At 51.8% G+C, this 12,153-nt stretch carries 10 protein-coding genes and 1 pseudogene; 3 read left to right on the plus strand and 8 right to left on the minus strand.

Annotated features, from left to right (window positions below; all coding sequences use genetic code 11):
- Positions 1 to 259: 259 nt before the first annotated feature.
- From M3200_RS05610 to gyrB, 6 genes are all read right to left on the minus strand, one after another.
- Positions 260 to 916, minus strand: coding sequence for a trimeric intracellular cation channel family protein (locus M3200_RS05610; RefSeq protein WP_022382567.1), 657 nt, complete (start codon positions 914 to 916; stop codon positions 260 to 262).
- 174 nt (positions 917 to 1,090) lie between these two features.
- On the minus strand, positions 1,091 to 1,720 hold the full coding sequence (locus tag M3200_RS05615; RefSeq protein WP_022382568.1) for a site-2 protease family protein: 630 nt from the start codon (positions 1,718 to 1,720) through the stop codon (positions 1,091 to 1,093).
- A gap of 80 nt (positions 1,721 to 1,800) precedes the next feature.
- The gene (gene gltS, locus M3200_RS05620) at positions 1,801 to 3,015 is read right to left on the minus strand and encodes a sodium/glutamate symporter (protein WP_022382569.1); all 1,215 of its coding nucleotides are present in this window, start codon (positions 3,013 to 3,015) and stop codon (positions 1,801 to 1,803) included.
- Positions 3,016 to 3,202: 187 nt separating this feature from the next.
- Positions 3,203 to 3,661, minus strand: a complete 459-nt coding sequence (locus tag M3200_RS05625) for an Lrp/AsnC family transcriptional regulator (RefSeq protein ID WP_022382570.1) — start codon at positions 3,659 to 3,661, stop codon at positions 3,203 to 3,205.
- A gap of 53 nt (positions 3,662 to 3,714) precedes the next feature.
- The gene (locus tag M3200_RS05630) at positions 3,715 to 4,095 is read right to left on the minus strand and encodes a type II toxin-antitoxin system HicB family antitoxin (protein ID WP_022382571.1); all 381 of its coding nucleotides are present in this window, start codon (positions 4,093 to 4,095) and stop codon (positions 3,715 to 3,717) included.
- A gap of 254 nt (positions 4,096 to 4,349) precedes the next feature.
- Positions 4,350 to 6,299, minus strand: a complete 1,950-nt coding sequence (gene gyrB / locus M3200_RS05635) for a DNA topoisomerase (ATP-hydrolyzing) subunit B (protein ID WP_022382572.1) — start codon at positions 6,297 to 6,299, stop codon at positions 4,350 to 4,352.
- Positions 6,300 to 6,601: 302 nt separating this feature from the next.
- Here gyrB and M3200_RS05640 point away from each other — a divergent pair, with 302 nt between their 5' ends.
- On the plus strand, positions 6,602 to 7,516 hold the full coding sequence (locus M3200_RS05640; protein WP_022382573.1) for a transglycosylase domain-containing protein: 915 nt from the start codon (positions 6,602 to 6,604) through the stop codon (positions 7,514 to 7,516).
- On the opposite strand, the gene M3200_RS05645 is transcribed toward M3200_RS05640, so the two are convergent.
- Positions 7,502 to 8,452, minus strand: coding sequence for a LysR family transcriptional regulator (locus tag M3200_RS05645; RefSeq protein WP_022382574.1), 951 nt, complete (start codon positions 8,450 to 8,452; stop codon positions 7,502 to 7,504). The genes M3200_RS05640 and M3200_RS05645 overlap by 15 nt on opposite strands.
- Before the next feature lie 152 nt (positions 8,453 to 8,604).
- On the opposite strand from M3200_RS05645, the gene M3200_RS05650 reads away from it, so the two are divergent.
- A complete protein-coding gene (locus M3200_RS05650; RefSeq protein ID WP_022382575.1) occupies positions 8,605 to 10,011 on the plus strand; it encodes an SLC13 family permease in 1,407 nt (468 codons plus the stop codon).
- A 48-nt stretch (positions 10,012 to 10,059) separates the two neighbouring features.
- On the opposite strand, the pseudogene M3200_RS09520 reads toward M3200_RS05650, so the two are convergent.
- A pseudogene (locus M3200_RS09520) lies at positions 10,060 to 10,626 on the minus strand (DUF6020 family protein); the annotation flags it as partial.
- Positions 10,627 to 11,106: 480 nt separating this feature from the next.
- Here M3200_RS09520 and M3200_RS05655 point away from each other — a divergent pair.
- Complete coding sequence (locus M3200_RS05655; protein WP_288178171.1) at positions 11,107 to 12,120, plus strand: uroporphyrinogen decarboxylase family protein; 1,014 nt, start codon at positions 11,107 to 11,109, stop codon at positions 12,118 to 12,120.
- The last annotated feature ends 33 nt before the right edge of the window (positions 12,121 to 12,153 follow it).

Raw genomic sequence — 12,153 nt, forward strand, 5'->3', positions numbered from 1 at the left:
CTCATCAATAACGCAGATGATGCGTCGCTGAATACTAGGGATTTCTCCTTTTGACAGCGCCCTCGGCGGTCCATTTAACGGGCTGCGTACTGCGGGTTCCCATCAATCTCCGCTCTCTGGAAGTGCATTTCCTGTTTTTATCTCCGCCTCACCGGTTTGTAAGGTCTTTATTCAGTTTCTTAAGTAATTTCCTTAAGTTGGTTATGATATTACGCTCAACGCAAATGCTTGTCAAGAAAAATTTTTGTAAAGAAATAATTCAGTCCCTCTGGATCGTGCGGAAACGGCGGTGCGGATGATAGAGCTGCCAGTGGTAATGGATGGCAAGAAAACGGAGGAGCAGGACGAAGGCAAAGGAAATCCAGGAGGCGAGCGGCGTGCCCAATGGCTCTCTCAAAGCGCAGAGGAGAAGGCCGCCTGCAATCGATGCGATGGCATAGACGTCCATGTAAAGGACGACGGGCATGCGGCGCGCCATCATATCGCGGATGATGCCGCCTCCGACAGCGGTGATGAGCCCCAGCATAACGGGAAGGACGATGTCGTAGCCAGGATAGCGGTAGAACGCAGTGAGCGCCCCTGTCACGGTGAAAGCGGCAAGGCCGATCGTATCGGACAAGTGGTACAGGATCGTGATGACCCATTTCCCTCTCTTCGGGATGCGGAAAAGAGGATAGCCGAAGCCGACGACAAGCGCCGTCACGATCGACACGATGAGCCCTTCCGGAGAACGGAGGACTGATGGCGGCGTGATGCCACAGAGGACATCGCGGATCATTCCCCCGCCGACCGCCGTCATGACGGAGAGCACCGTGATGCCGAAAATATCCATTCTTTTGTAGAGCCCGACAGCAGCGCCGGAAAAAGCAAAGGCAATCGTCCCTGCCATTTCGAAAATCAGCCAGGTAGTAATCATGATGTCCTCCTTCCACGAGAATTTATTTTTCATTATACATCAGGCGGCGGAAAAAGCATAAAAAAGAGCCGTGAAAATGACGGATCATTTCACAGCTCTTTCTTTGTTTTGCACCTTTTGTCCGGTTCGAAGAGTTTCATCGTCCGTTATGGGAATTAACTCTATTCCCGCCAACTATAGCAGGATGTAGGTAATGTTGTAGCAGAGGGTTACGAAGAGGTTGGAGAGCGGGCTCAGGAATTTGTTGGCAACGCCGGAGAATACAACGACCATGAGGATGATGAAGCCGTATTGTGCGTTGAAGTTTTCAAATTTCCAGGAGAGTTCGCCAGGAAGAAGCATGCTGACGACTTTGGAGCCGTCGAGCGGCGGGACCGGGATGAGGTTGAAGAAGGCGAACCATACGTTGTAAAGCATGATCCAGTAAAGGAACTGGTATCCGCCCATGCCGAGCATGCCGAATCTCTGCAAGAGCCCCATGAGAAAGATGGAAATGAAGCAGAGAAGAAGGTTGCCGCCGGGGCCTGCCAGGGATACTTTGAGGACGCCGGAGCGGTAGTTTTTGTAATAGCGCGGGTCGATCATGACGGGCTTCGCCCAGCCAAATCCGCAGAGGACAAGCAGCAGCGTGCCCACAGCATCAAGGTGCGCCAGCGGGTTCATCGTCAGACGGCCCGTGGCAGAAGGCGTGGGATCTCCGAGCGAGTCGGATACGACGGCGTGCGCGTATTCATGGAAGGAGAGCGCCAGAAGAAGCGCTGGTACGCGGTAGATCAGCGTAGACAGGTCAAGAAAATCGAACATAAGTGTACTCCTTTGGAAAATGCATCATTCAATGGTAAATCATTCTTATTATATCATGAATGAAACCGCCCCGCCGATTGTCACTTCAGGATATTCATGAAGACCATGAGGACGGATGCATTCAGGAAATCGACGACGAAAGCGCCGATGAGCGGAATGACGAAGTAAGCGGTATGCGCCGGGCCGAATCTTTCGCACATGGCGTTCATATTCGCGATGGCGTTCGGTGTGGCACCAAGGCCGAAGCCGCAGCTGCCGGATGCCATGACGGCTGCTTCGTAATTTCTTCCCATGACGCGGAAGATGACGAAGTAAGCGAAGAGGCCCATGATGGAAACCTGCACGATGAGCGTTGCAATCAGCGGAATAGCAAGGTCTGCCAGCTGCCAGAGTTTCAGGCTCATGAGCGCACAGGAAAGGAATACGTTCAGGCAGATGCCGCCAAGGACTTCACTTTCCCTCTGGTAGCATCCGAAAAGCCCGGTCATGTCGGAAATATTCCTGATGACGGCAGCAACGAGCATGGCACCGATGTATCCCGGGAATACGAGACCGATATTGATGAAGAACTGGCTGACATATGTGCCAAGCCCCATGGCAAGGAGGAGCTGTCCGAAAGCGTACATGAAGCGGTCCATATTGAGGTAAGCGGCTGCATCATCACCTTCGATTTCATGTTCCGTGCGGTTTTCCGGGACTTCATCTCCGTTTTCATCTTCATCGGATTTCAGATGGAAGCGACGGATCAAAAGCTCTCCGACCGGGCCGCCAAGGAAACTCCCCGAGACAAGGCCGAAGGTAGCGGCAGCAAAAGCAATCGTTGTCGCATCCTTAAGACCCAGTGCTTCAAGGACAGGACCGAAGGAGCCGGATGTGCCGTGACCGCCGACAAGCGGTATCGAACCATCTGCAAGACCCATGAGCGGATTCAGCGAGAAGGCATTGGCAAAAGTGACACCGACCAGATCCTGAATGACAATCAGGAGGAAGACAAGAAAGGCCATCTTGACGACAAGGAGTCCGCCCTTCTTGATGAGACGGATGCTTGCCATGTAGCCGATACTGGTGAAGAAGAGCATCATGCACCAGTTCTGCATGACGGTATCCTGCGAATAGTTCCAGATGCCCTGCGTGTAAAGGATGCAGTTCACGATCGAGAAAATCGTCCCGCCGATGACAGGCGCAGGAATGCAGTATTTCCTGAAAATGCTGACCCTGTCCTTCAGGAAGCTTCCCAGGAAAAAGACGGCGACAGCGGCTGCCAGCGTCTGGTACAAATTAAGTTCTATTGTCATAGTATTCCTTCTTTCTATGATAAGTTGTATTTGCTATGCACATTTTGCAAGTATAGCCTAAATAAGAATGATTTGCAAGCATCAGTGCCGGATGGCGGGAGCGGTGCGAAGGCGCCCCGGGTATAAAAAGCAATAAAAAAGGAGGCCCTTCCGAGTCTCCTTATAAATTGTAAAACAGCGTGGATGATCATTCATCTACGGGGTGAAGGCCCTGGATTTCTTCCATGACCTGATGTGTCGTAAGGCGGCCGAATGCGGAAACTTCACGGATGAAGTCCGCTCTGGATTTTTCGCTGTGGAAGTGCGCATCAAGAAAGAAGCGGTATGCGCCGTCCACGCGGTAGCAGTGGAAAATATGGTATTCTGTATGTTTCATGAATTCGAGGAAGCCTTCCCTCGTCTTCTCATCTGTCACGAGCTCGAAGACGCAGTGGATCGTGTAGCCGAAGAGCGGACAGTTCACGTTCACCGTGTAGCGCTCCACGACGCCCAAGTCCTGCAGCCTTGCAATGCGGTTCTTCACGGCCTGGCTCGTCATGAAGACTTCCTTGCCCAGCTCTGTCATAGAAATGCGTCCGTTCTTTCGAAGGGCGTGGATGATTTTCATATCCGTCTCATCCAGTTCCTTCGGAATCATCTCCCACATAGTTTCCTCCCCAGGTCACTAAAAAAACCGCGGCACGAAGCCGCGGCTCTTGATTACCTTAATCCGAAGACTCTTGCCAGAATTCCGACTCGTCTTGTCTTGCGGGCTGTCTCTGCCCATACCGCCGTCTGATGATCGGCGGCTCTTACTTTATATTCACGGTATTCACGGTAGGTTTCCATATTGACCAGAATGGTGCAGCAGCGGCTGCCGCCATAACGGAGACGAAAAAGTCTTTCATCCGATGCCGGCGGAATTTCAAGGCCCTTTTCTTCCATTTCCAGAAGAGAGGCTGCCAGAGCTTCCCTTGCCTTTAGAACTGCTTCCTCAGCAGTGCGCCCCTGCGCCTGACATCCATTCAGATCCGGGAATATGACAGAGAAAATTCCTCCTTTTGCATCATGCTTGACTATTGCAGGATAGAAATATTCCATCACAAATCCCCTTTCCAGTGAATACGTTGACGTGCTCTTTACACCGTTATTATTCTATACCATTTGGCTCGATAGTTCCAATACAAATTACGGTTTTTTCGATAAAATTTTGTTACAACTCTGAATTTTTTTAATCTTTCTTTCTCGTTATCGAAGAATATAAATACAGATTTAGGGATTTTAACCCGTTTTTGTCAAGACATGGAAAAAGGCTGCGGCAAAATGTTTTTGCATTTTGCCGCAGCCCCTTCTGATTACAGGTCGAGGTTCGTTACATCCTTGGCGTGTTCTTCAATGAAGAGACGTCTTGGTTCTACTTTGTCGCCCATGAGGATGGTGAAGAGGCGGTCTGCTTCTACAGCATCGGTCAATTCGACTTTCAGCATGACGCGCTGTTCCGGGTTCATGGTGGTGTCCCAGAGCTGTTCCGGGTTCATTTCGCCAAGACCTTTGTAACGCTGGATGGCGCATCCGTCGATGCCGATCTTTGCGAGAAGCTTGTTCTGTTCATCGTCGTCATAGGTATAGTATTTCTGACGGCCTTTACGTACCTGGTACAGCGGAGGCTGAGCGATGTAGACATGACCTTCAGTGATGAGCGGTTTCATGTAGCGGTAGAAGAATGTCAGAAGCAGTGTTCTGATATGAGCGCCGTCGACATCGGCATCGGTCATGATGATAATCTTGTAGTAACGGAGTTTCTTGATATCGAAGTCTTCGCCTACGCCGGTGCCAAAGGCAGTGACCATGGTACGGATGGCGTCGGAATTCAGGACTCTGTCAAGGCGTGCCTTTTCGACGTTCAGGATCTTGCCGCGGAGCGGAAGGATAGCCTGGAAACGGCGGTCACGGCCGGTCTTTGCAGATCCGCCTGCGGAGTCACCTTCGACGATGTAGATTTCAAGGAAGCGCGGATCTTTTTCCGTGCAGTCGGCCAGCTTGCCCGGGAGGCTGGATACTTCAAGCGCATTCTTTCTGCGGGTGAGTTCTCTTGCTCTCTTGGCTGCTTCCCTGGCGCGGGATGCGGTGATGCCCTTTTCAATGACAGCGCGTGCTTCCTGCGGATGTTCTTCCAGGTATGTCTTCAAGCCTTCGGAAACAATGTTGTCGACGATGCCCTTGACTTCAAGATTGCCCAGCTTCGTCTTCGTCTGGCCTTCGAACTGCGGGTTCGGAACCTTGACGGAAATGACGCAGGTCAAACCTTCTCTGACGTCGTCGCCGGACAGGTTGTCTTCGTTCGGCTTCAGGAAATTGTTCTTTCTAGCATAATCATTGATGACACGGGTGAGCGCAGCTCTAAAGCCTGCCAGGTGCATGCCGCCTTCGACGGTATTGATGTCGTTAACGAAGGTGTACATGTTTTCCGTGTACCCGGTCTGGTACTGCATGGCAATGTCGACAATGACCTTGTCCTTTTCGCCTTCAAATGCAATAACGGATGGATCGACGAGGTCCTTGCCTTCGTTCAGGAACTGGACGAATTCGGTGATGCCGCCGGCATAGTGGAACTGTTCGCTTCTGACAGCGCCGTCTCTGTGGTCTTCCAGAGTAATGACGAGACCCTTGTTCAGGAAGGCCAGCTCTCTCATGCGGACCTTCAGTGTGTCATAGTCGAAGTCGACGCCTTCCTTGAAGATTTCAGCGTCCGGCTTGAAGGTGACGCTTGTGCCTGTTTCATCTGTCTTGCCATAGGTCTTCATCGGCTGGGTCACAATCCCGCGGGACAGTTTCATTTCATGGAACTCGCCCTCTCTCTTGACGACGACCTTCATCCATTCGGACAAAGCGTTGACGACAGAAATACCGACGCCGTGCAGGCCGCCGGAAATCGGGTAGCCGTCGCCGCCGAATTTGCCGCCTGCGTGGAGGACTGTCAGTACGACTTCCATGGCGGGCTTTCCTGTTTCGTGCATGCCAGTCGGGATGCCGCGGCCGTTATCGGTAACGGTGCAGCTGCCGTCGTCATTCAGGACGACTTCGATGTGCGTGCAGTAGCCTGCCAGCGCTTCGTCAATACTGTTGTCGACGACTTCGTAGACCAGATGATGCAGGCCGCGTGCCGATGTGGAGCCGATGTACATGCCAGGACGCATGCGGACCGCTTCCAGTCCTTCCAGTACTCGTATATCCTTGGCGCCGTAATCGCTCTTGCCGTTCTCTTCGGCGTGCCGGTCCTGAATTTCATGAATGTCTTCAGCCATACAACTCTCCTTCACATAAAAACGCAGCGGCCTATAATGATGCACCACTGCCAACAGATATCCTATATTTTTCTGATATACAGCTTGTGTAATTATTATACCATATTTTAAGAAATACCGCACTCAGAGACTTTGGAAAGGCATCAGGAAAGATATTTCCCTTTTTATCCTTCGATTGGCAGGAAAAAGCCTTTTAAAATCATCAGGGGCCATTTCTTCCCATTTTCCCCTTTTCTTTTCCTATGATACAATAAAGAACAGAATATCCACGGGAAATATCCCGTTTTCAGGGAAGGAATACAATGAAACGACTTTTCATGCTTATCGTTCTGGCCTGCGCCGTCTACTGGGGTTTCTCTCAGGGAAGCGGCATCGAGAAGTACATTCCGGCCAGTCTTACAGGAAGCGCGCCCAAAGCGGCTTCTTCTGCGCCTTCATCCGCCAAGAAGGATGACTCCCTCTACGGCGAGGTGACGGACATGGTTTCCACCTTCGCATCCGGCGTGACAGGAACGACGGATTCCGGCAAGGTCACAGTCAATAAATCCAAGGGCGCACCGAATGCAACGGTCGCCAAGGAGCAGGACATCCAGACGCTCCGCCAGGAATACCACGACCTCACGAATTTCAAGGAAGCGCTCGAATCCCGCGTCCACCGCGAGAACTTCGTTCCATTCAAGGACATCCCGCAGTACCTCATCGACGGTGTCGTTGCGACCGAAGACCGCCGCTTCTATGACCATGGCGCCATGGATCCGATCGGCGTCGCCCGCGCGATGGTGACGAACTACATGGCAGGCGAAACGCTCGAAGGCGGCAGCACGATCGACCAGCAGACGGTCAAGAACATTTTCCTCTCGCCGGAGCGCACAATGAGCCGCAAGATCGAAGAGCTCGCCCTTGCCGTCCAGCTTGACCGCTACTACACGAAGCAGGAAATCCTTGAGCTCTACCTCAATACCATTTACTTCGGTCACGGGGCATACGGCCTCAGGGAAGCCAGCCACACGTACTTTGGCAAGGAGCCGAAGGAGCTCGACCTTTTCCAGTGCGCCATGCTTGCAGGACTTCCGCAGGCGCCTTCTGCCTATGATCCCATCGATCACCCCAAGGCCGGCACCGAGCGCATGACCGTCGTCCTGACGCTCATGGCGCAGGAAGGCTACATCACGCACGAGCAGGCAGCGCATGCCGCCGCCAACTTATGGCTTCGCTAAGGGAAACTTCTTCCCGCGGCTTTTGAAAGCCTCTTCTATGAAACGACCGATCATACTCCACCGTTCAGCACTTTTCTGGTACCCGAAGGAAATCTCGTACTTCCCGTCCTCGAAGGTGATGCGGTGGAGTTTTTTTTGCGCGCTTCTCGGAAGGAGCTTCTCCGCCAGACTTTCGGGGCAGAAGTAAGCGCCGGCCCCGTCCACGCAGAGCTTCAGCATCGTGCCCATGCTTTCCGACTCGACAGCAATGACGGGATCGATAGCGGCGTCCCTGAAAAGGCGGCGTGCAAGAGCCCCCGTGATGTCGCTCTCGCTGTTCAAGAGGAAGGGACATTCGGCAAAGGATTCAGGAAGCTCCCTGTTTCTTTCAGAAAGGGAAGAGAGGATTTCTTCCTTCTTCTCTCCCCAGAGCGCCTCCGCCAGATCATCGGAGAGGTAGAGGACGGAATACTCTTCGGCAAAGGGAATACATGGGATGCCGGGAAGCGCTTCCGGCGCACGGGCGAGGACGAGGTCGATCTCATCTCTTGCCAGTGCTGTCCAGAGCATGTCATTTGCCATTTCGACAAGGCGGATGCGGATGCCCGGACAGGATTTCCGGAAGGATTCAATGACGGGCGTAAGGACGACCTGCCCTCTTGAAGGAGCAACGCCGATCCGAAGCGTCCCCCTCCCCATGCCGGCCGCATCGGTCAGCTCTCTTTCAAGCGCCATTTCATTTCTGCGGATGATCCTGGCATAGCGGTAGAAGACGCGGCCTGCGTCCGTCAGCTCAAGCGGCACATGGCGGATGAAGAGTTTGGCGCCTGATTCCTTCTCAAGCCCTGCCACATGCGCGGAAAGTGTCTGCTGCGTCACGTGGAGCTTTTCCGCTGCTTTCGTGAAGCTCCTTTCTTCGGCCAGCACGACGAAGTATTTCATGGATAGAAAATTCATAGGCCCTCCTGTTACAACTATATACTTGTATTATAAACAAGAATTAACAGTTTTTAAATGGTTATGCGCCTTATTATAATTAAAGACAGATAAAGAAAAATAACGGAACTCGGAAGGCCCGGTCTCCGGGCGCATGTGAGGGGGTATGCATTTTGGCAAAGGTATGGAAAATTCTCATAGGGCCGGCATCATTCTTCTTGTCGGCTTTTCTTCTTTGGGGCACGTTCACGCCCGCGGCCTCGTTCGCCATCGCAACGGCCGTCTGGATGGCGCTCTGGTGGATCATCAGGCCTGTATCTATTTACGTCACAGCCTTCGTGCCGATCGTCGTCAATGCCTTCTTCAACCTGATCCCGAATTCCCACGTCATCAGCCAGTACTTTTCGGAAATCGCCGTCCTGCTCTTGGGATCCGATCTCATCTGTCTGACATGGACGACGACGGGCCTCGACAAGCGCGTGTCGGTCAAAGCGCTCTGCTTCATCGGGACTTCGATGAAAAACCAGATTTTCGTCTGGTTCCTCGCATCGACCGTCCTTTCCATTTTCCTTCCAAACGTCGTCGTGGCCGCTATCTTCTGTCCGATTGCCGTCGCCATGCTGCGCTCGGTCGGCGAGGATGACGTGACGGAAAGCCGCATGGCGCTCCCGATCCTGCTTGCCATCGGCTGGGGAAGCGGTATCGGCGGTTTCGGCTCGCCGATCGGATCCTCTGCGAACCTTGTCGCCGTTTCCTACATCGAAAAGCTGACCGGCCATGAATTCATGTACTATGACTGGGTCATCCGTTTCCTTCCGCTCCTTGCGATCGTCTTCCTCCTGAACCTCATCTTCCTCTGGCTCATCCCGGCTCCGGCCAAGGACCTTCCGGGGACGCGCGCTTACTTCCGTGAAATGTACAGCAAGTTCGGCACCATGAGAAGGGGCGAGAAGATCGGCCTTTACCTCTTTATATTAGCGACCGCCCTCGCCTTCATCCGTCCGCTCTTCGCTTCATTCCTTCCTGCCATGAAGCCTGCTTACGTCTTCCTCGTCATCGGCATGCTGATGTTCTTCCTGCATGATGAAAATGGCAAGACGATGCTTGACTGGCAGTACGCAGAAAGCCACGCCATGTGGGGCATGATTTTCCTCTTCGCAAGTGGTCTTGCTTTGGGCCGTCTCGTCATTGAAACGGGCGCCATCGACCGCCTCGCTGTCATCATCGTAGGCCTCCAGCTTCCGCCAGGACTCATGACCATGGCTATTTCCTGTACCTTCGCCTGCTTCCTCTCCGAACTTTCGAGCAACACGGCCGCCGCTTCGATTTCCATCCCTGTCGTGACCGGCATCACAGGCGTCATGGGCGTCAACCCCATCCCGTATATCCTGGGGACCATCGTTGCCGCCAACTGCGCATACATTCTCCCCGTTTCCACAAGAGCGATTCCAGTCGGCTACGGTTTGAATCCATCGCTGCAGATCAAGTACGGCATCCGCCTTTCCATCCTGACCTGCGCGACGACCATCATCATCTGCACGCTCTTCATGAATTATTCGCCGCTCTTCAACGAGCTGTAAATTTGCCCCCAGCGTCTCTTTAATGACTATATCCGGCGTAATGGAAATGACAATCATGACAAGAGATGTAAGAAGGACTTTCATGCGGACATGCTTGATCAGGATGATAATACTCAGCATCATGGGAATAAAGACGAAAATGCCATTATTCCGGAGCATCATCATCCCAATGCCGGCAAGCGCATAAAGATATTTGTTCGATTCCCACGCATTTTCCTTGTATCCGGATACAAAAGATGTCATAAGCGGAACCCAGAGGAGAATCACTGCGGAAAAAGGGACATCCTTCACGTTGGAAAACGACATATTGACAATCATAGGAAGGAATCCGTAATAAAGTGCCAGTCCCCAGGAAAGCCACATGCGGCCGGTCTTTCTGTATACCCAGGAAAGGGTATAAGAGATAGCGCAGGCAAAAAGAAACATCTGCACAACGGATATGAACGCAAGTCCGTAAGACGCACTTCCCGTCAGTTCTTTGGAAAGCTCCGTCGGCCCGTAAACGGCCATGCAGTAAATAAATGTATGCTGCCCGGCCGCCCAAATGCCTGCTCTCATGATATCCGTCGTATCATTCATTCCTGTTCCCGGATAAAACACGAGAAAGAAGGGCATCCATGCCAGAAAAAGAAATGCTGCAATCAGCGCAAAAGGCGCATCGAGAGGACTGCCTCCAGGTCCTTCCTTTTCCGAAATCGGAGGAATTTTCTCAAGCAGCCGGAGAAGCAGCGTAAGTACGATGAAAGTGGCAGCGCCTGCCGCCAGAACCATAGGTATATCTTCAACATGAAGCAGCCTTACCCTGTTCCACGGATTGGAAAAAGGGTGCCAGCCGATTTTGTATGTGTAAAACTCACAAAAGCCCATGAGCAGCGCAATAAATCCAGTCAGTGCCGTCAGCCATGGTCTTCCCTGATGAGTCATGTCATCACCTCTTGCCTTTAAATGTAACCTATATTATACAAAATTTTATAAGAAGTGTCGAAAACAAAGGCGATCATCCATGGACGCTTTATGAAATCAGTCCATTCCTATGGTATAATAAAAAAATAGAGAAATTTCGGTATTTGGAAATCGGATTTCTGAAAGGAGTATATGATGAATAGAGAAGAAAGAGTAAGAGCCGCTCTGGCTTCCAAAGATGTAGACCGTGTTCCGGTCGCTACCTGGATGCATCTTTCCCAGTTTGATCAGGACCCGATCTCTCTGGCAGAAGCAGAAGTTGAGCTGACAGAAAAATATGATTTCGATTACATCAAAATGATGCCTTTTGGATTGTACAGCACACAGGACTTTGGCAATCAGCTGACGATCTACTGTGATCCTTATGAAGAACCAATCGTTAAAAGATTCGCCATCCAGAGCCCTGCTGACTATGATGCATTAAGAGCGATTCCTGCCATTCAGGGTACATATGGCAAGCAGATTGAATTTGCAAGGGAACTGATCCGCCGCCGTACACCGGGCACCCCCTGCATCCAGACAATCTTCAGCCCATTCTCTACCTTGAAGAAAATGGCCGGCGACCGTCTGCTGAAAGATATGATTTTCTATCCTGAAGCCGTTCATCATGCACTGGCTGCCATCACTGCAACCACACTGGATTTTGTCAGCTACAATATCGATGCCGGTGTCGATGGCTTCTTCTTTGCCACACAGAATGCCGTCCGCACGATGATGTCACCTGACCAGTTTCAGGAATTCGGCGCATTCTATGACCTGCAGGTCATCAAATCCTATGCGAAGAAAACCTGGTTCAATGCTGTTCATATCCATGGCGAAGACATTTACTTCAATGAAGTCGCCTCATATCCGGTCAATGCCATCAACTGGCATGACCGCCACACCTGGCCGACACTGAAAGAAGCCAGAAATCTGACTGACAAATGCCTCATGGCAGGCATTAAATCTGCTCCTTACTTCGTAGACGGAGTTCTCCAGTATGACGATATCGTCCTCGATGGAACCCCGGAAGAAATCACTGCGCATGTCAAGGATGCCATCGAACAGGTGGATGGCAAAGGCCTGATCTTAGGGCCAGGCTGCGTCGTCAATCCGAAAGCTTCCGAAGAAAACCTCCGCGCTCTCCGCAAAGCAACTGAACTTTAATAAAAAAATAAATGAAGGGGCTGTGACAAAATG

It is taken from the genome of Dialister sp. CAG:357 (assembly GCF_000435155.1).
In the GTDB taxonomy this organism is placed as follows: domain Bacteria; phylum Bacillota; class Negativicutes; order Veillonellales; family Dialisteraceae; genus Dialister; species Dialister hominis.